The organism is Paenibacillus chibensis (assembly GCF_004001045.1).
GTDB lineage: Bacteria > Bacillota > Bacilli > Paenibacillales > Paenibacillaceae > Paenibacillus_AQ > Paenibacillus_AQ chibensis.
This window is the reverse complement of the sequence record NZ_BIMK01000033.1, coordinates 1-24,553: the sequence shown is the minus strand read 5'-3', so window position 1 is coordinate 24,553 and position 24,553 is coordinate 1. Positions and strand designations below refer to the sequence as shown.

Below are 24,553 nucleotides of genomic sequence, written 5' to 3'. Positions count from 1 at the left end.
TTCACTGAAATATATATTACAGAGTACCGTACCTTTTTTGCGCAGGTTTTTCAAGGGTTTATCCCATATTCCCCGGCTTTCTTCCCAAAAAAGCATGCATCCGGAACCCCCGGCAGACAAGAAAACAACTTTCAACGTGCTTTCATCGAAGACAGGCGCTTATAGAAGCTGCTGTTCCTAACGACTTCAGGACTCTTTTGCTTCGGAGTTCATCTTTTCTGATATCCAAAAAACCTCCCGCCCCGATAAAGGGCAGGAGGTCTGGAGTAAACTTGTCAATTAAAAACGGTTGTCGAGCCAATCGGAAGCGGCATACATCTCTCTTTTGCTCAGCTGATGCCCTTGATTGTCCCAATGCAGCGTCACTTCGGCACCGGCCCCTTCAAGCAGGGACTGCAGCTCTTCCGTTTCGGATACCGTGCAGAGCGGATCGTTCTTGCCTGCGCCGATGAAGACCGGAACGCCGGTCAACTCCGGCAGCGCCTTGCCGCGCAGAGGTACCATCGGGTGGAACAAGGCAGCGCCCCACAGCGCATGCTCGTAATGGAACAGGAGGCTTGCCGCGATATTCGCGCCGTTCGAGAAACCGACGGCGATCATGCGATCACGCTGGAGACCATACTCCCGTGCGGCTTCATCCAGAAAATCATTCAGCTCCTTCGTGCGCAGCACGAGGTCCTCTTCATCAAATACGCCTTCCGCCAGCCGGCGGAAAAAGCGCGGCATGCCGTTTTCCAACACGTTGCCGCGAACCCCCAGCACCGAGGATTCCGGCGACAGCATATCGACAAGCGGCAGCAGGTCATGCTCATTGCCGCCTGTGCCATGCAGCAAGACCAGTACCGGTGCGGCCGGATCGGATCCCTGTTTAAAAATATGCTTCATGCTTAAGTTGCTCATTTAATTTCCCTCCACTTCACGTACTTCAATCTTCGGCAGGACCTGCTCGATCAATTCCCGCTGCGGTTCGTACCATTCCGGCAGCATCAGATGCGTGCCCAGCTCGCCCTCGGCCTCATCGCGCGCAAAGCCCGGAGGATCGGTCGCGATTTCGAACAGGATTCCGCCCGGTTCACGGAAGTATATCGCATTGAAATACTGGCGGTCAATAACCGGGGTCGGATGAAAGCCGGCTTCTGCCAGCAGCTCGCGCCACTGTTCATGCTCCTCGTAATCTTTGGCGCGCCACGCAATATGGTGCACCGTACCCGCGCCCGGATTGCCCCAGGAAGCATCCGCGGCGTTCACGTCGATGATTTGGCCGATATCGCCGAAGCCCCGGAAGCGAACGAGTCCGTCCTCTTCGCCGGCACGCTGCAGTCCAAGCACCTTTTCGAGTACGATCATCGTATTCGCCGAAGATACGCTGCTCAGCATCGCGCCGCCGAAGCCCTTGATCGCATGCTCCACCGGGACGCCGTTAAACGACCAGCGGCTTGGCGTTCCCTCTTCGCGTTCGACAAGCTCGATCTGCAGCCCGGACGGATCATGGAATTTCAAGAAGGTTTCTCCGAAACGCGACGTAGTTTCATGACCGATGCCGAAGGCATCCAGCCGGCTCACCCAAAACTCCATACTGCCCTTCGGAATCGCGTATACGGTAATGCTGACCTGTCCGCCGCCGATCACGCCCGTTCTGGCTTGTTCCTGCGGGAAAAAAGTAATGATCGTGCCCGGGCTGCCACTTTCGTTGCCGAAATACAGATGGTACACTTCCGGCGCATCAAAGTTAATCGTTTTTTTGACCAGGCGCAGTCCCAAAACACCGGCGTGAAAATCGACGTTTTGCTGGGCATCGTTAACGAATGCGGTAATATGGTGAATGCCTGCTGTTTTTAGCATATCCATCTTGCCTCCTTGAACAATAATTATCTCCAATTCAAGATTATTAATTATATAATAGTTCAATTGAAGATAAATTGCAAGCAGCTTACGAATAGAAAGTGAAAAGTCGATCCACTTACTTTCAAAGAAGTGGACGGTTCAAGCCTAAAAAGCCCCGCAGCTTCCAACCATCTTGGAAGCACGGGGCTTAATATCAGTCTGGAAGGTTAGACGAGGGCTTTAGCAGCAATATCCGTACGGTTTTGCTTCCCGCTGAACGTAATGCCCTCCGCCTGTTCATAGGCTTTGGTTCTGGCTTCCGCAATGTCCGCTCCCAAGCCTACAACGCCGAGCACGCGGCCGCCGTTCGTCACGAATTCCCCGTCGCTGCTTAGGGCCGTGCCGGCATGGAACACGATGGCATCCTTTTCGCTCGCGGCCTGCTCCAGACCTGCGATCGGCAGACCTTTCGGGTAAGAAGCAGGATAGCCTCCGGAAGCAAGCACCACGCAAACGGCGGCTTCAGGGCTCCACTCGATGTCCACTTCTCCCAAGGTTCCATTCACCGCCGCGAGGAAAATATCCAATAGATCGCTCTTCAGTCGCGGCAGCACCACCTGCGTTTCGGGATCGCCGAAGCGGGCGTTGAATTCGATCGTCGTCGGCGTGCCGTCCGGCTGGATCATGAGGCCCGCAAACAGCACGCCGCGGAACGGACGGCCTTCGGCTACCATCGCCTTGGCGGTCGGCTTAATAATGTGCTCAATCGCATGCTCGATAATCGCCGGATCGATATGCGGCAGCGGGGAGTACGTCCCCATCCCGCCCGTGTTCGGGCCGCGGTCGCCGTCGAATACCTGCTTATGGTCCTGGGCGGCCGGCATGGCGCGAACCGTCTCCCCGTCGACAAAGGAGAGGATCGACATTTCCTGCCCTTCCAAAAACTGCTCGATTACGACTTGTGCACCCGATTCTCCGAACACCTTGGTGACCATGATATCCTTCAGCGCCTGACGTGCTTCTTCCATCGAATGCGCCACAGTCACGCCTTTTCCTGCCGCAAGCCCGTCCGCCTTAATGACAATCGGGGCGGACTGCGTGTTCAGGTAAGCCAGAGCCGCTTCATAGCTGTCGAACTTCTCGTACGCTGCCGTCGGAATGTTGTATTTGCGGAGCAGGTCCTTCATGAAGGTTTTGCTGCCTTCGATTTCCGCCGCATTCTTCCGCGGACCGAACACTGGAATCTCCTTCGCCTCGAATGCGTCGACAATTCCGTCCGCGAGCGGATCATCCGGACCTACAACGACCAAGCCGACTTTTTTCTCGGCCGCAAAAGCCGTCAGCTTGTCGAATTCGTTCACGGCAATCGGCACGCATTCCGCGATCTGTCCGATGCCGGCATTTCCCGGCGCGCAGTAAATGCGGCCTGCCTTCTTGCTTTTATTCAGCGCCCACACGATGGCGTGCTCGCGGCCTCCGCCGCCAATGACCAAAATATCCATGTCCGCCTCCTCTTCCAATCCCTATTAACGTTCAGGCTCCACCCGGCTGCTTCAAGCCGCAGCAGGCGGAGCCTGATCTTCAATTTCATATGTCTTATCTGGTAAGCCGTTCCCGGCTTCTATCTCTATTTATTCCTTTGCATCCAGCAAGCTCTTGATGATAAATGGCCGATGATTCGTTTTAGTGTTTGAAATGTCTCACACCGGTGAATACCATCGCAATACCGTACTCATTCGCAACCTTGATGGATTCTTCGTCCTTGATGGAGCCGCCTGGCTGAATCACTGCCGTGATGCCTGCTTTGGCCGCCAGCTCCAGCGTATCGCCCATCGGGAAGAAGGCATCGGATGCCAGCACGGCACCTTTGGCTTTCTCTCCGGCTTGTTCAATGGCAATCTTGGCGGAACCGACACGGTTCATTTGCCCGGCGCCAACGCCGACGGTCATATTGTCCGCCGCCAGCACGATCGCATTGGATTTCACATGCTTAACGACTTTCCATCCGAACAGAAGCTGCTTAAGTTCCTCCGGTGTCGGTTGACGGTCGGTCACAACCTTCAGATCCGCCTCATCCACGGCATGCACGTCGCTTTCCTGTACCACCATGCCGCCGTCGATGGATGTTACGACAAAACTGCTCTTGCGCTCTTTGGAGGAGCCGAACTCGCCCATTTTGAGCAAACGGATATTTTTCTTTTTCGTCAGGATGCCGAGCGCTTCCTCCGTAAAGTCCGGAGCCAATACGATTTCCAGGAAAATCTCGCTCAGCAGCTTCGCGGTGTCGCTGTCGATGATGCGGTTCGCAGCCACGATCCCGCCGAAAATGGAGGTTGGGTCCGCGCTGTAGGCTTTTTCGTAAGCTTCAAGGATACTTTCACCAACACCTACGCCGCAAGGATTCATATGCTTCACAGCCACGCAGGCCGGTTCGTCAAACTCTTTCACGATTTGCAGCGCCGCATTGGCATCATTGATGTTGTTGTACGACAATTCCTTGCCGTGAAGCTGCTCGGCTGTCGTCAGGGTTCCCGCCGGAGCCAGCGGTTTGCGGTAAAATGCCGCTTTTTGATGCGGGTTTTCCCCGTAGCGGAGATCCTGAATTTTTTCGTAGGTCACGGTGTAGCGCTCCGGAAGGGGCTCGCCGGTTACGTTCGACAAATAATCGGAGATCAGGGCGTCGTATGCGCCGGTATGGCGGAAGACTTTGGCTGCAAGCTGTTTGCGCGTTTCGAGGGTGGTGTCCCCTTCAGCGCGGATTTGCTCGATCACGGTACCGTAATCATCGGAATCCACGACCACGGTCACAAATGCATGGTTTTTGGCAGCCGAGCGGAGCATGGTCGGACCGCCGATGTCGATATTTTCGATGGCGTCCTCATACGTTACATCCGCCTTGGCGATCGTTTCCTGGAACGGATACAGGTTCACGACCACGAGGTCGATGTAATCCAGGCCCAGTTCCTTCATCTGCTGCTGATGCTCTTCGCTGTCGCGAACCGCAAGCAGGCCGCTGTGTACCGCGGGATGAAGCGTTTTGACGCGTCCGTCCAAAATTTCCGGAAACCCCGTCACGTCGGAAATGCCGATGACAGGCACGCCTTCCTTCGCCAGCAGGCTTTTCGTTCCGCCTGTCGAAATAATTTCCACGCCAAGTGCAGACAGCTCACGGCAAAAATCTACGATGCCCTTCTTATCCGAAACGCTCACAAGCGCTCTTTTAATACCCACAATATGCTCCTCCTTTGTAGTTGAAGATGGGAAGACACTTCAAATCCACTTACGAACCCCCAGATTTAGATCGCTATGTAATGCGAAGGTGAATATATGGGGACGGATGAGAATGATGACGTGTTCCTCCCTGTTCCTCGCGCAAAAACGCTAACTTTCGATGAACCCTTATTATTTCCCGAGAAATATCGAATGCACGTACCCATTTTGAAACCGCTCGGTGACAAAATATTAAAATAATGATTCAAGAATGCGCCGAACTTGTCGTCTGCGTCCTCATTTTTGCCCGTGTGCGCCCGCAACGGTCACGTGACGGCCATCCAAAGTCACCCAGCCGCGGGCAAACCAGGAAACCACCTCAGGATACAGCTCTCTTTCGACTTCATGGACAGCGTTCGCGAATGATTCAGCGTTCGCTCCCGAGGTTACTTCCAGCGCTCGCTGAGCAATGATCGGCCCCGTATCCATGCCTTCATCGACAAAATGAACCGTAACGCCGCTGAGCTTCACCCCATATGCCAGCGCCTGTCCGATCGCGTCTTTCCCCGGAAACGCAGGCAGCAGCGACGGGTGAATATTGATCAGGCGGCCTGCGTACTGCTGAACAATAACCGGAGTCAGCAGCCGCATATAACCCGCGAGCACGATCAGATCCACTTGAAGCTCCTCGAGGCGCCGGACGATCTCGCGCTCATAAGCCTCGCGGGACTCATAATCCTTCGGCTTGAATATAAAAGCAGGGATGCCGAGCCGTTCCGCCCGTTGAACGACAGGCGCGGCAGGCTTATCGCAGACGAGCAGGGCGATTTCCGCCCCGCCCAGCGTACCTGCAGTCGCGGCTTCCGCCAAGGCCTGAAAATTGCTGCCTTCGCCTGAAGCAAACACGGCAATACGGTATGCGCTCATTAAACGTCAGCTCCCGTAAAAGTGACCACCGACTCGCCAGGGGTTACTTTTCCGATCCGATAAGCCTCTTCGCCCTGTTCCTTTAACAGTGCCAGCGCTTTGTCCGCATCTTCAGAAGCGACCACGAGCACGAGACCGATCCCCATATTGAAGGTCGTGAACATATCGCGGTTCATAATCGAGCCTTTGCGCTGCATCAGCTCGAAGATCGGCAAGATTGGCCAAGAGCCGTAATCGATGTCGACATTCACGTCGTCAGGAAGCATCCGCGGAATGTTTTCGATGAATCCGCCCCCGGTAATATGGGCCATGCCTTTGACCTGCAGCTTCTCCAGCAGCGCGAGCAGCGGTTTGACGTAGATTTTGGTCGGCTCAAGGAGCGTATCTCCCAGGGTGCCTCCAAGCTCTGGAACCGAATCCTGCAGCTGCAAGCCTGCCTGCTCCAGCAGAAGCTTGCGCACGAGCGAAAAGCCGTTGCTGTGCACGCCGCTGGAAGCCAGTCCAATGACGGTGTCGCCGGGAGCGATGGTGGAGCCGTTGATGATTTTGCTCTTATCGACAACGCCAACAGTAAAGCCGGCAATGTCGTATTCGCCTTCGGCATACATGCCGGGCATTTCCGCCGTTTCGCCGCCGATCAACGCGCAGCCGGATTGATGGCAGCCTTCTGCGATCCCAGCCACGATGGCCTCGATCTTTTCAGGCACAACCTTGTCACAGGCCAGATAATCCAGGAAAAATAGCGGCTCTGCGCCTTGCACGACAATATCATTCACGCACATCGCAACCGCATCGATCCCGATGGTATCATGGCGATCCATGGCGAAGGCAATTTTCAGCTTCGTGCCAACCCCGTCCGTTCCGGACACGAGCACCGGTTCCTCATATTTATCCTTGTTCAGTCCGAACAGCGCGCCGAAGCCGCCAAGATCGGTCATGACTTCGGGACGGAACGTCCGTTTTACGTGCTTCTTCATGCGTTCTACCGCTTCATTCCCGGCCGCGATATCGACACCGGCATTTTTGTAGGCCTCAGACACTTCCCACGACACTTCCCTTCAGCATTGTTTTCATTTGCCCTTGCGCAGCATATCTGCAACCTGATAAATCATTCATCTGTTTAAATAAAACAGCTTACCGTCTTACCTGTTTAGCAGCTGCAGCCGAATTTCTCTTCACCGTTAAAATCCAGCCGCGTCGGATAATCATTATCGAAGCAGGCCAGGCACAGGCCGCCTTTGTAATCCTCCGCATGATCCCCTGCAATGGACGCGATCAAGCCTTCCGGACTTAAGAATGCCAGCGAATCCGCGTTGATCTCCTTGCAGATTTCCTCGATGGATCGCGACGAAGCAATCAGCTCGCGCCGGTCCGGCGTATCGATGCCATAAAAGCATGGATTTTTGAACGGAGGCGAAGTAATCCGCACATGCACCTCGGTCGCTCCCGCTTCGCGAAGCAAATTGACGATCCGGCGCGAGGTCGTTCCGCGAACGATGGAATCATCGATCATGACCACGCGCTGGCCTTCCACCACGCGCCGCACGGCGCTCAGCTTCATCTTGACACCCTGCTCGCGCAGCTCCTGGCTTGGCTGGATAAAGGTCCGGCCGGTGTATTTATTCTTGATGAGCCCGAGCTCATAAGGAATGCCGGTCTGTTCGGCATAACCGATCGCCGCGGAAATACTGGAATCCGGGACGCCGGTGACGATATCCGCATCGATAAACGATTCAAGTGCCATCCGGCTGCCCATCCGCTTGCGCGCGGCATGCTGATTGGAGCCGTTCATGTCGCTGTCCGGACGGGCAAAATAAATATACTCCATCGCGCACAGCGCTTTGCGGTGCTTCTTCTCTTCGAAACGATCCTCACGCAGACCGTCACGGTCCAGCACCAACAGCTCACCCGGCTCGATATCACGCACATGCTCGGCGCCAATCGTTTCGAACGCGCAGGTTTCGGAAGCAAAAATATAAGCGTCTCCGAGCCTTGCCATGCTGAGCGGACGCAGACCATGCGGATCAGATGCTACCAGCAGCTTGTCGTTGGTCATGATCAGGAACGCATATCCGCCGACGATGCGGTTGAACGCATCTTTCGCCGCCTCGATCAAATCTTTGGAGGAGCGGGCGATCAGATGCGCGATGACTTCGGTATCGCTTGTCGTCTGAAAAATCGAGCCGCTCTCCTCCAGCTCGCGCCGGATTTGCGGCGCGTTCACGATATTCCCGTTGGTGGCAACCGCAAGGTCACCGGCACGGTACTTGAACACCAGCGGCTGGGCATTGGTCAGCTTGCTGTCCCCGCTCGTGGAATAACGCACATGGCCGATGGAGATCGAGCCGCTAAGAGACGACAGCATATCCTTGTCGAATACTTCCTTCACCAGCCCCATGCCGCGGTGGTAATGGAACTCGTCCCCGTCGCTCACGCAGATGCCTGCGCTCTCTTCCCCGCGGTGCTGTAAGGCATGCAGCCCGTAGTAAGAGAGGGACGAAGCATCCGGATGTCCGTACACGCCGAATACGCCGCATTCTTCCTTCAATTTGTCGAAGAGGCCCTCCTTGCCGGCCCCTTCGTTATAATAGTCTCCGGTCCACAGCGTTTGAGGTGCTATTTCATGAGACATGGAATCGCATCCTCCCACACCTGACGCAGTCCTTCGACCGATTCGTTCAAAGCCGGCGCGTCGTTAATCTCGACCACCAGGCTTTCTCCGCCCACAGAGCCGATCCGGGTAACCGGAACGCCCTGCTCGGTCAGATAAGCTTGCAGCCGATCCGCTTGTTCCTTCGCCGCGGAGAGCAGAATGCGCGATTGCGATTCACTGAAGAGCGCCAGATCATGGCGGAGCTCCGAGCTGAGCGTAACATGGGCGCCCAGCGAGCCGCTGATGCAGGACTCGGCCAAGGCCACCGCCAGGCCGCCTTCCGACAGGTCATGCGCGGATTGTACCAAGCCGCTTTGGATGGCGCCAAGAACGCCTGCAAGCAGCTTTTTCTCGGTATCCAAATCCAGCTGTGGCGGACGTCCTTCCGTTACGCCATGAACGGCATATTGGAACTCGCTGCCGCCAAGCTCGGCTTTCGTGTGTCCGAGCAGGAAGATCGCGTCGCCTTCCTGTTTGAAGCCTTGCGTCGTAATGTGGTCCGTATCATGCAGCAGGCCGACCATGCCGACAACCGGTGTCGGATAGATCGCACCGCTCGCATTTTCATTGTACAAGCTGACATTGCCGCCGATGACCGGCGTATCCAGCTCACGGCAAGCTTCCGCCATGCCGTCCACAGCCCGTTCCATCTGCCAGAAAATATCCGGCTTCTCCGGACTGCCGAAGTTCAGGTTGTCCGTAATCGCCAGCGGCTCGGCGCCGGTGCACACGATGTTACGCGCCGCTTCGCTGACAGCGATCTTGCCGCCAACCTCCGGATCGAGATATACATAACGTCCGTTGCAGTCCGTCGTCATCGCAAGGCCTTTGCGCGTGCCGTGAATGGTGATCACGGCCGCGTCCGAACCCGGACGTACCGCCGTACTGGTGCGGACCATATGGTCGTATTGATTGTACACCCATGCTTTGCTTGCCACGGTAGGGGAAGCGAGCACTGTTTTCAAAGCGCCACCCAAATCCTTCACTTCTTCGTAGCGCTCGGTGTCCACGTTTTCGTTCTCCACGTAATAAGCCGGAACGCTCGAAGGCTTCTCGTACACAGGGCATTCGTCCACAAGCGCCTGTACCGGCATGTCGCCAACCAGATCGCCATGATGGAACAGCTTCAGGCGGCCATCGTCGGTTACTTTGCCGACTTTGGCGCAGATGACGCCCCAGCGTTCGAAGATTTCCATCGCCTGGGCTTCATCCTTCGGCTCCACGACGAACAGCATGCGCTCCTGCGATTCGGACAGCATCATTTCATATGGCGTCATGCCTTCTTCACGCTGCGGAACCTGGTCGAGGTACAACTCGAGGCCGTTGCCTGCTTTGCTTGCCATCTCGGCGCTGGAGCAGGTCAGACCCGCTGCGCCCATGTCCTGAATGCCCAGCACGATGCCGGAATCGATCAGCTCGAGGCAGGATTCCATGACGAGCTTCTCCATGAACGGATCGCCGACCTGCACGGCGGTCTTCTTCGCTTCGGACTCTTCGCTCAGCTCGACGGATGCAAAGGTCGCGCCGTGAATGCCGTCGCGTCCGGTCGGAGGACCGACGTAGAATACCGGATTGCCGACGCCTTTCGCGACGCCGCGCTGGATTTTATCATGATCGATGAGGCCGACGCACATGGCATTTACCAGCGGATTGCCGTCATAGCTGTTGTCGAACATCACTTCACCCGCGACGGTCGGAATGCCGATGCAGTTGCCGTAACCCGCAATCCCCGATACGACATGCTCGAACAGATATTTCACGCGGTCGCTCTCCAGCTTGCCGAAGCGAAGCGAGTTGAGCAGGGCTACCGGTCTTGCGCCCATGGAGAAAATATCGCGGATAATGCCGCCGACCCCAGTCGCGGCGCCTTGATAAGGCTCGACCGCCGAAGGGTGGTTATGGCTCTCGATTTTGAACACGACGGCCTGATTGTCGCCGATATCGACGATACCCGCGCCTTCGCCGGGACCCATCAGAACGCGCGGTCCGCTGGTCGGGAAGCGGCGCAGCAGCGGCTTCGAGTTTTTGTACGCGCAGTGCTCGGACCACATCACGCTGAAGACGCCGATTTCTGTATAGTTAGGCTGACGTCCCAAGAATGAACAGATCAGCTCATATTCGCTATCGGACACACCAAACTGCTGATAAATTTTCTGCTCCGCAATCTGCTCTGCGGTCGGTTCCTTAGCGGACACTTGCTGTGCCATGGGTATCCCTCCAAGCCTTCAGGATTGATGTAAACATGCGTTTTCCGTCTGCCGAGCCCAGGAGCTCGCTGACAGCCCGCTCCGGATGCGGCATCATGCCGACGACATTGCCCTGTTCATTCGAGATCCCGGCAATATCGGCCAGCGATCCGTTCGGGTTGTCCTTGTATGTGAAAATAATCTGATTGTTCTGCTGAAGCTGCTTCAGCGTTGCTTCGTCACAGTAGTAGTTGCCTTCGCCATGCGCGATCGGAATGATGATTTCTTCGTTCTCGGCAAAATCATGGGTGAACGGTGTTTGGTTATTCACGACGTTAAGCACTGTATCATGGCAGCGGAACTTCATGGACGTATTGCGCAAGAGCGCTCCGGGCAGCAGGCCCGCTTCCGTCAAAATCTGAAATCCGTTGCAGATGCCGAGGATGTACTTGCCTTGCTCCGCGGCCTTGGCCACTTCGTTCATGACTGGCGCAAACCGGGAAATCGCCCCGCAGCGCAAATAGTCGCCGTATGAAAATCCGCCTGGAACCAGAATGCAGTCATATGCGGAAAGATCGGTAGCGGTATGCCACACGTAATCGACAGGCTCTCCAACTTCTTCCACCGCTTTGTAGCAGTCGATATCACAGTTGGAGCCGGGAAAGACGAGAACTGCAAATTTCATGGATGTTAGCCCTCCAATTCGTAACGGTAATCCTCAACCACCGTGTTTGCCAAAAGCTTTTCGCACATCGCTTTGAGCTGGCGCTCGGCCTCTTCACGGTTATCCGTGTTTAGGCTCAGCTCCATGTATTTCCCGATGCGGACACTTTCCACTTCCTGAAAACCCATCGAATGCAGTGCCCCCTGCACCGCAACGCCTTGCGGATCGAGAACGCCTTGCTTGATTGTGACATAGACCGTAGCTTTCAACATATTCCTCTGGTTCCTCCTCAGGTTAGATAGAATGAGCATAAAATATAGTTTGGATAAGTTCTAAAACACATGCTATGAGGACGTAGCTATAAAAAAGATTTTGTGAGCCTGTCATCACTGCGCATGCGGATTATTCTTACGATCGCTGTTGTCCTCGAATCTCTTTTAATTTTATCCTCAAAGGTTGAGATCCGATGACAAAGGCGAACGCTACGCTTCTTCAGAATAAATCCGCCTGCTCCGTTGAAGTAGATTACTTCTACAGTTCATTTCTGCTTAACCTGTTCTTTCTTTATAGCTTTTTTAGTTTCAGTCCCCTATGCTGCTTTTGACACTTACTAGGCACATTGGAATATTCCATTCTGAATCGCTGAAACTGATTTACAAATCTCAGTAACCTTACGACATCCCTTAAGCCTGCTCGGTCAATCGGCGATAAATATCCATGTACCGCCGGGTCGTTTCCTCCACCACTTCATCGGGCAGCGGATCCGGCTGGCTGTTCTTGTCCCAGGTCGTGGAGGCCAGGTACGTGCGTACCGGCTCCTTATCCATGCTGTCGATCTCGATGTCCAGCGCGTAATTCTCCTTGGCCCAGAACCGGGAAGCGTCCGGCGTGAAGATTTCATCAATGAGAATCACTTTGCCGTCCAGGATGCCGAATTCGAACTTGCAATCTGCCAGTATGATGCCGCGCTCCGCACAGTAATCACGGGCGAAGCCGTACAGCTTCAGGCTCTTTTCCTGCAGCTCCAGCGCGAGCTCCCCGCCGATCAGCTGCATCATCCGCTCCATCGAAATGTCTTCGTCATGTCCGACGTCGTTTTTCGCGGCGGGCGTGAAGATCGGCTCCGGAAATGCCTCGTTCTTGCGCATGCCCTCCGGAAGCTTGATCCCGTTGATCTCGCCGGAGGCCTGATACTGCCTCCAGCCGCCACCGGTGATATAACCCCGGACCACGCATTCCATGTCGATGCGCTCGGCTTTGCGGACGACCATGATCCGGTCTTTGAGCAGCGCTTTATCCTTCGCGATATCCCCGAGTAGCTCCACATCGGTGTGAACGACGTGGTTGGCCATCAGGTCCGCTGTTTGTTCAAACCAGAACGCGCTGAGCCGGTTCAGCACATTCCCTTTTTCCGGAACGGCCGGGTCCAGCACATAATCAAAAGCAGAAATCCGGTCTGTGACAACGACCAGCATATGTTCTCCCAAATCATACAGCTCACGTACCTTGCCTTTGTAAAGCAGCGGCGCGGCAACAAGTTCCACAGCAGTGGATACGGCCGGTGATGTCATGTGAATCCTCCCCATTTTTCTTCGTCCTCAGTCCCAAATCACTCTATCCATCCGAAAGCGATCCTTAGTTAGATCAGGCCCAGCTTTTTGAAAATGGTATCGACATGCTTCAGGTGCCAGGTTGGATTGAAGGCATCTTCAATGTCTTCCGCGCTGAGCACGCTCGTAATTTCCGGCGTCGATTCCACGATATCGCGGAATTGGCGCTGTTCTTCCCAAGCCTGCATCGCGCGCGGCTGCACGGTATCATACGCTTGCTCGCGGCTGAAGCCCTTGTCGATCAGTTTGGTCAACAAACGTCCGGAGAACGGTACGCCGTAAGTGCGGCTCATGTTGCGTTTCATGTTTTCCGGGAAAACGGTCAGGTTTTTGACGATGTTGCCGAAACGGTTCAGCATGTAGTTCAGCAGCATGGTCGCATCCGGCAGAATAATCCGTTCCACGGAGGAATGCGAGATGTCGCGTTCATGCCAGAGCGCCACGTCCTCATATGCGGTTACCATATGTCCGCGGATCACGCGCGAAAGACCGGAGATGTTCTCGCAGCCGATCGGATTGCGTTTATGCGGCATCGCCGACGAGCCCTTCTGACCCTTGGCAAAAGCTTCTTCCACCTCGCGCACTTCGCTCTTTTGCAGGGCGCGGATTTCCGTCGCGAATTTGTCGAGGGAGGTCGCGATCAGCGCAAGCGTCGCCATATACTCGGCATGGCGGTCACGCTGCAGCGTTTGCGTCGAGATCGGCGCCGGGCTGGTGCCGAGCTTTTTGCATACGAATTCCTCCACGAACGGATCGATATTCGCATAGGTACCGACGGCACCGGAGATTTTACCGAATTCCACGCCTTTGGCCGCGTGGCGGAAACGCTCCAGATTCCGCTTCATTTCCTCATACCACAAAGCCATTTTGAGTCCGAACGTCGTCGGCTCGGCATGCACGCCATGCGTGCGGCCCATCATTGGCGTATCTTTGTAAGCAATCGCCTTGTCCTTCAAAATATCAATGAAACGGATCAAATCCGCTTCAATAATTTCATTGGCTTGACGAAGCAGGTATCCAAGAGCCGTGTCCACGACGTCAGTTGAAGTCAGGCCGTAATGCACCCATTTGCGCTCCGCCCCCAAGCTTTCGGATACGGTGCGCGTAAAGGCGATGACGTCATGACGCGTTTCCTGCTCGATTTCATAGATGCGGTCAATGTTGAATGTAGCGTTCTCACGAAGCAGCTTGGTGTCTTCCTTCGGAATGACTCCCAGCTCCGCCCATGCCTCGCATGCGCAAAGTTCCACTTCTAGCCAAGCCTTAAACTTGTTTTCCTCGGTCCAGATGGCCCGCATTTCCGGTCTGCTGTAACGTTCGATCATGGGTTATCCTTGCCTCCAAATTTGAGTTTGTTCGATCCAGTCCAGCGCATGCTGAACATCCTTGCATAACAGATTGATATGGCCCATTTTGCGGCCGGTCTTGCTTTCATTCTTTCCATATAAATGGAGCTTAGGCACAATGCCGTATTCATCAAGGGCGTGATCCCTCATGCCCGTACGCTTCACAACTTCTTCCAAATGCTGTCCCAGCACGTTCACCATCACAACGGGACTCAGCAGCGTCGTATCCCCGAGCGGAAGATTGCAAATCGCCCGCAGATGCTGTTCAAACTGCGACGTTGCGCAGGCCTCCATCGTGTAATGTCCGGAATTATGCGGCCGTGGAGCCACTTCGTTAACGTACAGCTCTCCGTTCTTAGCCACGAACATTTCCACGGCCAGCAGGCCGGCCACATCCAGGCTTTCCGCCAGCTTTTCCGCCAGCTTCCGCGCTTCACGCTGTATACGATCATCTATTCTTGCCGGCACGATCGACAAATGAAGAATCCCGTCCACATGGACGTTTTCCGACACGTGGAAGCTCTTCACTTCCCCTTGGGGACTGCGCGCGGCAATCACGGAAACTTCGGCTGCAAAAGCAATGAACTTCTCGAGCACCAGCTCTCTACCGGAAGCGGCAAGCTCCTGATAGGCCTTCTCCAGCTCATCCGCTGAACGAATAACCGCTTGTCCTTTGCCGTCATAACCGCCGGTTGCCGTCTTCAGCACGCACGGAAGGCCGAGCTCCTCAGCCGCTTGCAGCAGGCTGTGTAAATCCGTGATTTCGCGGTATGGAGCTACCGGCACCCCGGCGGCTTCAATCGCCCGCTTCTCCCGCAGTCGATGCTGCGTCGTGTAGAGCAGCGCGCTTCCCTGCGGCACGTACGATTCCGCTTCGAGCAGAGCGGCTACGCCCGCGTCTACATTTTCGAATTCATACGTAATGACATCCGAGGCCAGCGCCAGATTCCGTGCCGCGGCTTCGTCGCCGTAAGAGGCTTCGATCTGCGGAGCAACCTGTCCGCACGGCGCCGATGGCGTCGGGTCCAGCGTAATGAAGCGGTAACCCATGGCCGTTCCGGAGAGCGCCATCATCCGTCCGAGCTGTCCTCCGCCCAATACGCCGATTGTTGAGCCCGGAAGGAGTGTTTTCACCTGGTTTTGCTGTCTGCTTGCCTGTTCCTTCATCATAATGTCTCACTGCTTTCCAACACTTCATTGCGGATATGATCCCGCCGTGCCTGGACCCGGTTTTGAATGACCGAATCCGTCGCCCCGAGAATTTGTGCGGCCAGCAGGCCCGCGTTCGTGGCTCCCGCCTGGCCGATGGCCACCGTAGCCACAGGAATGCCGCCCGGCATCTGCACGATCGAAAGCAGGGAATCCAGCCCGTTCAGCGCCTTCGTCTGCACCGGCACGCCGATCACCGGCAGCACCGTCTTGGCGGCCACCATTCCCGGCAAATGCGCGGCTCCACCCGCACCCGCGATGATGACTTTAATGCCCCGCTCTGCCGCTTCTTCCGCAAAGGTAAACATCAAATCCGGCGTGCGATGCGCGGAGACGACCTTTTTCTCGTATGGAATATTCAGTTCATCGAGCACCTTGCAAGCGTGCTGCATCGTTTCCCAATCCGATTTGCTGCCCATGATGACAGCGACCGATGCTGACATGTTCTCTACCTGCTTTCCTGTTGGTTTTTTAAGAGCTATTTTTCTATTCAAGCCGAAAATAAGACCAAAAAGCCCGGTCCCAAGAAACTAAATTCAGGATACCGGACCATGTCAGGAATACATTTGACGCGCCACTCGAGCGATAAAGGCAGACGCCAAGGCGAAAGAGGCAGCTTGGCCTCCCTTGCGGCATTCCCTCGTAGTCCGGAAATTTACGGTCTCCGGGTAGAAACTTCCGGGCCTTATCCCCGGCATTATACGAGCCATTTTCAATTATAAAATAATGTCGATCGGCGTTCTCTCAAAGAAGTCAGACCGCTCAACGATGTTGATGATCAGGGTCTTCCCGTCTGAAGGCCTCACATCTACCAGTTTAACAATCCCCTACATCACATGTCAACTCAAACACGAACATTTAACACACCTATAATATTAATGTTCGTTTTTTAAGCTTATCCAGCCTAAAAAGCAAGCCAGTATACCTGGAAACCCCGGCACACTGGCTTACATTTTTAATTTTAGATTACTTAATCACAAGAACAGGAATGCGGGAATGCTGCACTACGTTGTGGCTGACACTGCCGAGAACGAATTCACGGATTCCACCGAGGCCGCGGCTGCCGATCACGATAACATCCGAGCCGTTATCCTTGGCGTATTTCAAAATAGTTTCCGCAGGCGCTCCCTGGATCATTTCGACGTTAAAGTTCACACCTTCATCCGCGAGACGCTTCTTCGCTTCGTCCACTGTCTGTTCCGCCAGATCATAAAAATCCTTGTTCACCGAAGCCGGAATCGGAGCCAGTCCTTCACCGATAAAAACACGCGGAAAGTCAAACGCATGCAGAACCTGAATGGACGAACCCGGAGTCGCTTTGGACAACTCGATCGCGCGGTCAAGAGCTTTGTTGGAAGCTTTGGAACCATCATAAGCCAGAAGAATTTTGGAGAATAACATGTGAACCCACCTCTTCTTTCTCTGTTTTGTTGAATTGCCTTGTATGAGACGATTTAACCTTGAATCTGCCCCATCAAACAACCGGCGATGGGACCGCTTTAAGATGTATAATCGATAAAGCCTGCTCTAAAGCCAAACTAGCTTAAAAAATAGGCATACAGAACGGCATTCACAAACAACAGCAGAGGGATGCCTATCCGAAAGCTCAAATGCCGCGTCTTGTGGCGCTTGCGGTACATTGCAATCCACACGCCCAGCGAACCGCCCAGCGCCGCCAGCAAAAACAGCGTCTTCTCAGGAACGCGCTCGCGCCTGTTCCTTGCCCTCTTCTTATCCTCCGACATCACCAGGTAGCCCACTGCATTGATGAAAATAAACCATACCCAAAGGGCTGTTCTCACCGGGGAACCACCTCCGTTCTTACTGCCTACCTTCATTATAAGTCCGCATACTTCCGGAAACAATGTCAAAACTCAGAATATTTCAGTTTCTAAGTCAATAGGCGATATCTGTTCATTCCCGCTCTAATTTCCGTTCTTTTGTTCCATCGCGGCCTTCAGCAGCTCTCCGAGATTGGAAACCGCCGTGGATTCATCGCTGGAATACTGCTGAACCAGCTTGCGCGCTTCTTTCTTGTTCACATGCTTGCTGTCCTTGTTCAGCGTTTCGGTAATGCCGCATGGCAGGCACTGCACATACATGCCGGCTTTGCCTTCCTTAATCTCCATCTTTTTATGGCATTGCGGACAGCGGCGGTTTGACAGCCTCTTCTCGTCCGACCGGCGGTAGCCGCAATCGTCGCTTGGGCATATGAGCATTTTGCCGCGCTTGCCCTTCTTCTCGAGCAGCTTGGTGCCGCACTGCGGACAATGGCTGTTCGACACGTTATGAGGCTTGTAGTCCGCTGCACTGTTCTTCACCCCGGCTACCAGGTCCTTGGACATGCCGCGTATGCCTTGCAAAAACGGCTCAGGCTTGCCCTGCCCTCGGGCGATTTTCTCAAGCTCTGCCTCCCAGCGGGCGGTGAGCTCCGGCGTGCGCAGCTCCGGCGCCACCAGCTCGATCAGCTGCTTGCCTTTTCCCGTCGGATGCAAAAGATTCCCTTGCCGTTCAATGGTATCGGAATTGATCAGCTTCTCAATGATATCCGCGCGGGTGGCAGGCGTTCCGAGTCCATGCTTTTCCATCTGCGAAAGGAGGCTGGCCTCGGTGTAACGTTTCGGCGGCAGCGTTCTTCCGCTTTGAGCATGCACCCGCTGCACTTTGACGGAGTCGCCCTCGTGTAGCTCTGGCAGCAGGGACGAGCTGTCGTCTGTGTCTCCCTCGTTATCTTCGTCAGATAAATCATCCACGTCGGCACCGTACACTTCCCGCCAGCCTGCATCCTTGATCGTGGTCCCCTTGACATGCAGCTGCTCGCCCTCCACCTGAACGATGACGCTCACGTTGTCATAACGAGCCGGAGGATAGAACAAGCTAATGAAGCGGCGGACGATCAAGTCATAAAGCTTGCGCTCTTCCGTATTCAGCTGGTTCAGCAGCACCGTTTCTTCCGTCGGAATGATCGCATGGTGGTCGCTGACCTTCGAATCGTCAACAATACGCTTGGAGACGGGAAGATTTTTGCGCAGCAGCGGCCGCGCAAGGGTTGCGTATGGTCCGATAGCCACACTCTCCAGACGCTCTTTGAGCGTATGCACCATATCCGAGGTGAGGTAACGGCTGTCCGTACGCGGATAGGTCACCAGCTTGTACTGCTCATACAGACGCTGCAGCACATTGGAGGTCTGCTTCGCGGAAAAGCCGTATTTCCGGTTCGCATCCCGCTGAAGCTCAGTCAGATCATATGCCAGCGGATGCGGCTCAACCTTCTCCGATTTTTTGACCTGGCTGACTTTACCGTACTGGCCCTCCAGCTTTTTCTTCAGCGACTCGGCCGTCTGCCGCTCGAATATGCGCGCATCTCCGTTTTTCCCGCGCCAAGTGGCCGAGAAGTTCCCCAAATCCGCTTTGAGCGTGTCATATTCCTGCGAGCGGAAATTCACGATTTCGTTCTCCCGGTCCATGATCATTCCAAGCGTCGGCGTTTGTACGCGTCCTGCGGACAGCTGTGCTCCGAATTTAACGGTCAGCGCCCGCGTCACGTTCAGACCGATCATCCAGTCCGCTTCGGCCCGGCAGCGAGCAGATTCATACAGACGGTCGAACTGATTGCCCGGACGGAGCGACGCGAAGCCTTCCTTGATCGCTTTATCGGTCTGGGACGAAATCCACAGGCGCTGGAACGGCTTGTTCCAGTGGGCCATTTTCATGATCCAGCGGGCCAAAAGCTCGCCTTCCCGCGCCGCATCGGTGGCAATGATCAGCTTGTTGACGTCTTGGCGTTTGGACAGCGAATGCACGACTCTGAACTGCTGCCCGGTTTCCCGGAGCATCTTCAGCTTCATCGTTTGCGGCAAAATCGGCAGATCCTCCAAATTCCATGTCGCGTACTTATGATCGTAATCCTCCGGCTCGGCCAGGCCGACCAAATGTCCCAGTGCCCAGGTCACAATATATTGAGGGCCTTCAAAATATCCCTTATGCTTTTCCCTGCTTCCCATAACCCGCGCAATTTCGCGAGCCACGGATGGTTTTTCGGCTAATACGAGTGATTTCATAACGCTCCCCTTTCTATTGCCTCTATTATACCATCCCAAGACCTGAGGCATGAAATGTTCCGGCTGAGTTCATGAAAAATCCCCCATGCCGCGCGGATCGTACTCATACGGGGCAAGAGGGAATGTTTGAACGGAAACGCTTATGCTTGTGTTGGCTTACCGATGCGCACCTTATAATGAGGAATCCGTGGTTACTGCTCCTGTTTCGGAATTTCGTTCAGGCTGGGCGGCCGTTTGGAAGCCTTCTCCGGATGCACCGTCGTGATTTCTTCTTTTCTGCTGGCAAGGTTTTGCTGGTTGTTAATCTTCAGCGGTTTATGATGCGGCATGGTTATCCCTCCTTTTTTGTTATAAATCCCCTAATCAGAGACTTCTTATCCATTTGATAGTTCTTAATTCCTAATTAATGTTTAATTATGTAATCTATCTTTTAAATATGTGCAAAACAATAGATTATTTTGTCTATTTTTGCTAAATTAAAACTGAAGAACCCACGAATGCTCCTTGGGAAATGTCATAAATTGTAACTTTAGAACCAGTCGATTTGAGTAATTTCGTTGTCATCCCATACATAACAGTAGGCATTTCGTCGCATTTCTTCATCAGATCAGTCATAGGAGGCAAGGTTATGAAAAAAGCAACAAAGGAACGGCATTTCTCTTTGAAGTACAAAATGGCTTTATTCCTGATCCCGATCGTTATCGTCATTTTCATGGCGATTCTCCAGTTGAATATCACGACATTGAAAACGGGCTTGTCCCGCGATCTGGAGCATGAAATGGAAGGTGTCGGCAATATGACGGTCATGCAGCTGGATCTCGGGAAAATCACTTCCCTGGTGAATCAGCCGGGCAAAGATAGCCCCGAATTCGAGCAAGTCCAAGAACAATTGGATTTCATTAAAAAGGTGCAGGGAACTTTGGATTCCGCCTACATCTGGAGAATGAAGGACGGAAAGCCCTACTCCGTTGTTTATACCTCGGATCTGAATCATGCGGAAGTGGATTTCAGCAAGCCCGTAGACGGGCTATCGCCGGTCAATGTCAATGCGGGGCTTAAAGCTTATGAATCCGGCACTCGGCAAATCACTCCGATGTATAAGGACACTCTCGGTCAATGGCGAACGATTATGCTGCCAATCCGCAGTGAGGGGAAAGTGATCGCGGTACTCGGTATCGACTATTCCTACGAGTATATTACCGATGTGATCAATGCATCCCGAACGAAGCAAATTATCATCACGTTGGTCGGAATTGCGATTACAGGCATGATCATTTACCTGACGGTCCATCGTCTTCTGCTTCCGCTGCGCAGAGTGGTAAGCATGGCGAATTCGATCGCGGACGGCGATCTGAGAACCCAGGATTTCACGGCAACATCAAAGGATGAGATCGGGCAGCTGTACAACGCGATCAGCAAAATGAACGGTAATCTCCGCAGCCTTATCCACAATATCCAGGAACAATCGAAGCTCATGATAAGCTCCTCGGAGCAGCTGAGCATCGGCGCGTCGGAAACGGAAAGCTACTCGCTGTCTGTCACGAAGGATATTAACGAGGTCGCCGGTCAGACGGCCACCACGTCCAAAATCGCGGATGACACGGTCATCGTCCTGGAAGAAACGGCGCTTGGCATTCAGCGGATCGCCGAATCTACCTCGACAGCATCGGAAGAATCGAACCAAATGTCTGAGGACGCGGAATCCGGCCATCATGTGCTTTTGCAATTGACGAGCCAGATGGAAGCCATTAACCAATCGGTGGGCAACATCTCCGAGGTGCTGCAAAATCTGAATCTTCGCATCTCGGAAATCGGCAATTTCACCGATCTGATCACGGAAGTGTCACAGCAAACGAACCTGCTCTCGCTCAATGCGTCGATCGAGGCAGCACGCGCTGGCGAGCATGGGACCGGCTTCGCCGTAGTCGCGAGCGAAATCCGCAAGCTGGCGGAGAGCACCGGCAAATCCGCTGCAGGCATCAGCGAGCTGGTGGCACGCATCCAAAGCAGTACCCAAGATAGTGTTGCAGCAGCCGAGCATGGACAGCAGGAAGCCACTCGCGGCATGTCCTTGGCAGCCGAAGCCGGACAAGCATTCTCCCGCATTCTGGGCTCTACCAGCAACGTGGCGATGCAGATGCAGGAAATTTCCGCTTCCCTGCAGCAGATTTCCGCCTCCTCCGAAGAGGCTACCGCCTCCGTAACGGAGTTGAAATACGCGGCTGGAAGCATCGCCTCCACCTCCGGCCAAGTTTCCGATGCCGCAGGCAAGCAGCTGGATTTTATTCAGGAAATCAGCAAGTCCACGCAAGCTTTGAGTTCGGTGAGCCACAAGCTGCAGGAATTGATTATGGTGTTTAAAGTGTGACCGGAATTGCATAAGCAACAAAAAAAGCGTCGGAGCGGTAAGCTCCGGCGCTTTTTTACTGAACATGATGAACGTCTTGCGCTAAACCTGCACTGCCGCTTCCCCCGTCACGAGACTTGCTTCAAAATACACGCCGCCATCCGGCGCTTGGCCTTTGAAATAAATCATTCCATCTCGGATATCCGAACGATAGATCTCCATTTCTTGGCCGGCTAGCGCCTCATGCTGATACGTAATTTTAAATGACTCAATCTGAAGCTCGTCGAGCTCATCCCTAAGGAGCGCATCCATACATAGATCGGCATAGCGGGAATTGTTGAGATGACCGTTCGCGTCGATGCCGCTGTAGCGGACAACGGTATGGTACGCCGGATGCAATTGCACATCTTCGGGGATTCTGATTTTGTCCGGCGCTTCTCCCGCAGAGTCGTCGGCTTTGATGGGTACCTCAAACGTAAATGCGGAAGGACGCAGCACCTTTCTTTTCTGGATATCCACAAGCGCCCAAATGCTGCAGGCTTCCGCAACGATCTCGCCGCGCTTGTCCGTCATCCGGAAATCGCGCTGCCACAAGGCACCTTTCGGTCCTTTGTTCCAGGTAGTCATCGAGATATTCTCCAGTGCTTTCGGGATCCGCTTGAAACGAATCTCCATCGTAATCAGCATCCATCCCATGTTCAAAGCAATCATCTGGTCTCTTGTCGCACCAAGGCGCTCCAGATCGGCATCTGCCGTGCGCTGCATCAGAGCCAGCAGGACCGAGAGCCGCGCTTCCGATTTATAATCAATGTCGTTGGAATGAATGAGATAGTTTTCTGTCCATTTGATTTCCATATGTGCGTTCACTCTCCTGTAACTAAATCATACCCTTCCCGAGCATCAAATGCCAGATCATGCCTTGAAGCGGAGTACATATACAATAATCGGCTTAACCCTACATCCATTAGTGAAAACGCTATCAAATTATGGTAATCTGAATCCAATCTTTATAATCTAATAAGCCTCGAAAGGTGAAGAAAACATGAATCTATGGCCTCTTCAAAAAGCATGGTACCGATCATTCCAGTCCGCGCGAAGGATATACATCAAAACCCTGCATTTCCCCGCGCCGGAAATCCTCTCCGGCGAAAGCAGCATCGGCCGATTGCCGCAGCTGCTCAAAAAGTATCAGGTGCATCACGTGCTGATCGTAACCGATCAAGGCATAAGCAGGCTCGGTCTGATGGACGATCTATTGTGCGCGCTGAAAGAGCAAGGTATTCATTATTCGGTGTATGATCAGGTTCTTCCCAATCCGACGGTAGAAAATATCGAAGAGGCTCTACAGCTTTATGGTCAACAGCGATGCGAAGGCGTTATCGGCTTTGGCGGCGGTTCACCGATGGATTGCGCTAAACTGGTCGCCGCACGTGCAGCAAATCCGAGCCAATCGATTAAACATATGCGCGGCGAACTTAGAATCAAAAACAAACCGGCTCCGATTTTTGCTGTCCCGACCACCGCAGGCACTGGCTCCGAAGTCACTATCGCCGCAGTCGTAAAGGATGCCGCAACCCATGAAAAATATGCAATTACCGATTTAAAGCTCATGCCGCTCGGAGCGGTACTCGATCCGGCTCTTTCGTCGGGGTTACCTGCCCATATTACAGCAGCTACGGGTATGGACGCACTGACGCATGCCGTGGAGGCTTATATCGGGCGAAACGGAACGGAATTTACCAATGAAAAAGCACGGAGAGCAGTCCGGCTAATTTTCGAACATCTGCCAACCGCTTATTGTAACGGATCTAATATGCAAGCAAGGACGAACATGCTGCAGGCAGCCAATGACGCAGGAGCCGCTTTTACCAGAGCCTATGTCGGTTATGTCCATGCCATCGCCCATCAACTGGGCGGAGTGTATGATGTTCCGCACGGTTTGGCTAACGCGATATTGCTGCCCTATGTACTTGAATATTACGGAAATGCTGCGGTACCCAAGCTTGCCGAGCTGGCCATTGCAGGAGGAATCGGAACAGCCAAGGAACCCAATGCTGCACTCGCAGCCCATTTTATCGAACATGTCAGACATTTGAACAAAAATATGAATATACCCAGCAAAGTAAAGGAACTTCGTGAGCAAGATATTCCTCTCATCGCACAGCGTGCCATGCAGGAAGGCAATCCGGTATATCCGGTGCCGAAAATCATGAGCATCCATGAATGCAAAAACCTACTAAAGAAGCTTCTTCAATAAGTTATCCTCATGTTTATAACTGACTCGGGCACGGTCCGGTCAGTTATTTTTGTAATAAAACTGTGTATGATGGGGATGAATTTGTGAATTTGTGGAGAACTTTTTGTAAGATCCTCTAAAATTACAATTTTCGATTGATTTCTCTGTGCACAAGTCCTTTTTTTCGAAGAGACAAGAGACGAGGTTGTGGATGAAATAATATAAGGACAAATCTATCCACAGAAGGGAATAAAAAAACCACCATCGATTATTCATCAAT

The 24,553-nt window shown here is 53.7% G+C and carries 21 protein-coding genes and 1 riboswitch; of the genes, 2 read left to right on the top strand and 19 right to left on the bottom strand.

Features of this window, described 5'->3' with window-relative positions; all coding sequences use genetic code 11:
• Nucleotides 1-279 precede the first annotated feature (279 nt).
• From PCH05_RS21580 to PCH05_RS27410, 18 genes are all read right to left on the bottom strand, one after another.
• A complete protein-coding gene (locus PCH05_RS21580) occupies nt 280-885 on the bottom strand; it encodes an alpha/beta hydrolase (RefSeq protein WP_127605800.1) in 606 nt (201 codons plus the stop codon).
• A gap of 15 nt (nt 886-900) precedes the next feature.
• A complete protein-coding gene (locus PCH05_RS21575; protein ID WP_127605769.1) occupies nt 901-1,842 on the bottom strand; it encodes a ring-cleaving dioxygenase in 942 nt (313 codons plus the stop codon).
• Nucleotides 1,843-2,051: 209 nt separating this feature from the next.
• On the bottom strand, nt 2,052-3,326 hold the full coding sequence (purD, locus tag PCH05_RS21570) for a phosphoribosylamine--glycine ligase (RefSeq protein ID WP_127605767.1): 1,275 nt from the start codon (nt 3,324-3,326) through the stop codon (nt 2,052-2,054).
• A 181-nt stretch (nt 3,327-3,507) separates the two neighbouring features.
• Nucleotides 3,508-5,055, bottom strand: a complete 1,548-nt coding sequence (purH, locus tag PCH05_RS21565) for a bifunctional phosphoribosylaminoimidazolecarboxamide formyltransferase/IMP cyclohydrolase (RefSeq protein WP_127605765.1) — start codon at nt 5,053-5,055, stop codon at nt 3,508-3,510.
• Between the two features lie 276 nt (nt 5,056-5,331).
• The gene (gene purN, locus PCH05_RS21560) at nt 5,332-5,961 is read right to left on the bottom strand and encodes a phosphoribosylglycinamide formyltransferase (RefSeq protein ID WP_127605763.1); all 630 of its coding nucleotides are present in this window, start codon (nt 5,959-5,961) and stop codon (nt 5,332-5,334) included.
• Nucleotides 5,961-7,001 (bottom strand): phosphoribosylformylglycinamidine cyclo-ligase, encoded by a 1,041-nt coding sequence (gene purM / locus PCH05_RS21555; protein WP_127605798.1) that lies wholly within the window; start codon nt 6,999-7,001, stop codon nt 5,961-5,963. Before purM ends, purN begins: the two co-directional genes overlap by 1 nt.
• A 110-nt stretch (nt 7,002-7,111) precedes the next feature.
• The gene (gene purF, locus PCH05_RS21550) at nt 7,112-8,593 is read right to left on the bottom strand and encodes an amidophosphoribosyltransferase (RefSeq protein WP_127605761.1); all 1,482 of its coding nucleotides are present in this window, start codon (nt 8,591-8,593) and stop codon (nt 7,112-7,114) included.
• The gene (gene purL / locus PCH05_RS21545) at nt 8,578-10,821 is read right to left on the bottom strand and encodes a phosphoribosylformylglycinamidine synthase subunit PurL (protein WP_127605759.1); all 2,244 of its coding nucleotides are present in this window, start codon (nt 10,819-10,821) and stop codon (nt 8,578-8,580) included. Before purL ends, purF begins: the two co-directional genes overlap by 16 nt.
• Nucleotides 10,799-11,485 (bottom strand): phosphoribosylformylglycinamidine synthase subunit PurQ, encoded by a 687-nt coding sequence (purQ, locus tag PCH05_RS21540; RefSeq protein WP_127605757.1) that lies wholly within the window; start codon nt 11,483-11,485, stop codon nt 10,799-10,801. Before purQ ends, purL begins: the two co-directional genes overlap by 23 nt.
• A gap of 5 nt (nt 11,486-11,490) precedes the next feature.
• Nucleotides 11,491-11,736 carry a phosphoribosylformylglycinamidine synthase subunit PurS gene (purS, locus tag PCH05_RS21535; protein ID WP_127605755.1) on the bottom strand — a complete coding sequence of 82 codons (246 nt, stop codon included), beginning with the start codon at nt 11,734-11,736 and terminating at the stop codon, nt 11,491-11,493.
• Between the two features lie 411 nt (nt 11,737-12,147).
• The gene (locus tag PCH05_RS21530; protein WP_127605753.1) at nt 12,148-13,035 is read right to left on the bottom strand and encodes a phosphoribosylaminoimidazolesuccinocarboxamide synthase; all 888 of its coding nucleotides are present in this window, start codon (nt 13,033-13,035) and stop codon (nt 12,148-12,150) included.
• Between the two features lie 68 nt (nt 13,036-13,103).
• On the bottom strand, nt 13,104-14,399 hold the full coding sequence (gene purB, locus PCH05_RS21525) for an adenylosuccinate lyase (RefSeq protein ID WP_127605751.1): 1,296 nt from the start codon (nt 14,397-14,399) through the stop codon (nt 13,104-13,106).
• Nucleotides 14,400-14,402: 3 nt separating this feature from the next.
• A complete protein-coding gene (gene purK, locus PCH05_RS21520) occupies nt 14,403-15,590 on the bottom strand; it encodes a 5-(carboxyamino)imidazole ribonucleotide synthase (RefSeq protein ID WP_127605748.1) in 1,188 nt (395 codons plus the stop codon).
• Nucleotides 15,587-16,072, bottom strand: a complete 486-nt coding sequence (gene purE / locus PCH05_RS21515; protein ID WP_127605746.1) for a 5-(carboxyamino)imidazole ribonucleotide mutase — start codon at nt 16,070-16,072, stop codon at nt 15,587-15,589. Before purE ends, purK begins: the two co-directional genes overlap by 4 nt.
• A 180-nt stretch (nt 16,073-16,252) precedes the next feature.
• Nucleotides 16,253-16,354, bottom strand: a riboswitch (purine riboswitch).
• Between the two features lie 241 nt (nt 16,355-16,595).
• On the bottom strand, nt 16,596-17,030 hold the full coding sequence (locus tag PCH05_RS21510; RefSeq protein WP_127605744.1) for a universal stress protein: 435 nt from the start codon (nt 17,028-17,030) through the stop codon (nt 16,596-16,598).
• Nucleotides 17,031-17,167: 137 nt separating this feature from the next.
• Nucleotides 17,168-17,431, bottom strand: coding sequence for a DUF1294 domain-containing protein (locus tag PCH05_RS21505; protein WP_127605742.1), 264 nt, complete (start codon nt 17,429-17,431; stop codon nt 17,168-17,170).
• Between the two features lie 123 nt (nt 17,432-17,554).
• Nucleotides 17,555-19,690 (bottom strand): DNA topoisomerase III, encoded by a 2,136-nt coding sequence (locus PCH05_RS21500; RefSeq protein ID WP_127605740.1) that lies wholly within the window; start codon nt 19,688-19,690, stop codon nt 17,555-17,557.
• Between the two features lie 191 nt (nt 19,691-19,881).
• Nucleotides 19,882-20,019 carry a hypothetical protein gene (locus tag PCH05_RS27410; RefSeq protein ID WP_164766749.1) on the bottom strand — a complete coding sequence of 46 codons (138 nt, stop codon included), beginning with the start codon at nt 20,017-20,019 and terminating at the stop codon, nt 19,882-19,884.
• Nucleotides 20,020-20,318: 299 nt separating this feature from the next.
• Here PCH05_RS27410 and PCH05_RS21495 point away from each other — a divergent pair, with 299 nt between their 5' ends.
• Complete coding sequence (locus tag PCH05_RS21495) at nt 20,319-22,058, top strand: methyl-accepting chemotaxis protein (protein WP_127605738.1); 1,740 nt, start codon at nt 20,319-20,321, stop codon at nt 22,056-22,058.
• An 81-nt stretch (nt 22,059-22,139) separates the two neighbouring features.
• Here the strand turns inward: PCH05_RS21495 and PCH05_RS21490 are convergent, their stop codons facing one another.
• Nucleotides 22,140-22,892 carry an acyl-[acyl-carrier-protein] thioesterase gene (locus PCH05_RS21490; RefSeq protein WP_127605736.1) on the bottom strand — a complete coding sequence of 251 codons (753 nt, stop codon included), beginning with the start codon at nt 22,890-22,892 and terminating at the stop codon, nt 22,140-22,142.
• A 187-nt stretch (nt 22,893-23,079) separates the two neighbouring features.
• On the opposite strand from PCH05_RS21490, the gene PCH05_RS21485 reads away from it, so the two are divergent.
• Nucleotides 23,080-24,294, top strand: coding sequence for an iron-containing alcohol dehydrogenase (locus PCH05_RS21485; RefSeq protein WP_127605734.1), 1,215 nt, complete (start codon nt 23,080-23,082; stop codon nt 24,292-24,294).
• Nucleotides 24,295-24,553 lie beyond the last annotated feature (259 nt).

What these genes read in the sequence shown, in the direction of transcription:
- PCH05_RS21485 (WP_127605734.1), top strand. Translation starts at nt 23,080, where the DNA reads ATGAATCTATGGCCTCTTCAAAAAGCATGGTACCGATCATTCCAGTCC.
- PCH05_RS21530 (WP_127605753.1), bottom strand. Translation starts at nt 13,035, where the DNA reads ATGACATCACCGGCCGTATCCACTGCTGTGGAACTTGTTGCCGCGCCG.
- purK (WP_127605748.1), bottom strand. Translation starts at nt 15,590, where the DNA reads ATGATGAAGGAACAGGCAAGCAGACAGCAAAACCAGGTGAAAACACTC.
- purL (WP_127605759.1), bottom strand. Translation starts at nt 10,821, where the DNA reads ATGGCACAGCAAGTGTCCGCTAAGGAACCGACCGCAGAGCAGATTGCG.
- PCH05_RS21510 (WP_127605744.1), bottom strand. Translation starts at nt 17,030, where the DNA reads ATGTTATTCTCCAAAATTCTTCTGGCTTATGATGGTTCCAAAGCTTCC.
- PCH05_RS21580 (WP_127605800.1), bottom strand. Translation starts at nt 885, where the DNA reads ATGAAGCATATTTTTAAACAGGGATCCGATCCGGCCGCACCGGTACTG.
- PCH05_RS21495 (WP_127605738.1), top strand. Translation starts at nt 20,319, where the DNA reads ATGAAAAAAGCAACAAAGGAACGGCATTTCTCTTTGAAGTACAAAATG.
- purQ (WP_127605757.1), bottom strand. Translation starts at nt 11,485, where the DNA reads ATGAAATTTGCAGTTCTCGTCTTTCCCGGCTCCAACTGTGATATCGAC.
- purB (WP_127605751.1), bottom strand. Translation starts at nt 14,399, where the DNA reads ATGATCGAACGTTACAGCAGACCGGAAATGCGGGCCATCTGGACCGAG.
- purN (WP_127605763.1), bottom strand. Translation starts at nt 5,961, where the DNA reads ATGAGCGCATACCGTATTGCCGTGTTTGCTTCAGGCGAAGGCAGCAAT.
- purF (WP_127605761.1), bottom strand. Translation starts at nt 8,593, where the DNA reads ATGTCTCATGAAATAGCACCTCAAACGCTGTGGACCGGAGACTATTAT.
- PCH05_RS21575 (WP_127605769.1), bottom strand. Translation starts at nt 1,842, where the DNA reads ATGCTAAAAACAGCAGGCATTCACCATATTACCGCATTCGTTAACGAT.
- PCH05_RS21500 (WP_127605740.1), bottom strand. Translation starts at nt 19,690, where the DNA reads ATGAAATCACTCGTATTAGCCGAAAAACCATCCGTGGCTCGCGAAATT.
- purE (WP_127605746.1), bottom strand. Translation starts at nt 16,072, where the DNA reads ATGTCAGCATCGGTCGCTGTCATCATGGGCAGCAAATCGGATTGGGAA.
- purD (WP_127605767.1), bottom strand. Translation starts at nt 3,326, where the DNA reads ATGGATATTTTGGTCATTGGCGGCGGAGGCCGCGAGCACGCCATCGTG.
- PCH05_RS21490 (WP_127605736.1), bottom strand. Translation starts at nt 22,892, where the DNA reads ATGGAAATCAAATGGACAGAAAACTATCTCATTCATTCCAACGACATT.
- purS (WP_127605755.1), bottom strand. Translation starts at nt 11,736, where the DNA reads ATGTTGAAAGCTACGGTCTATGTCACAATCAAGCAAGGCGTTCTCGAT.
- PCH05_RS27410 (WP_164766749.1), bottom strand. Translation starts at nt 20,019, where the DNA reads ATGCCGCATCATAAACCGCTGAAGATTAACAACCAGCAAAACCTTGCC.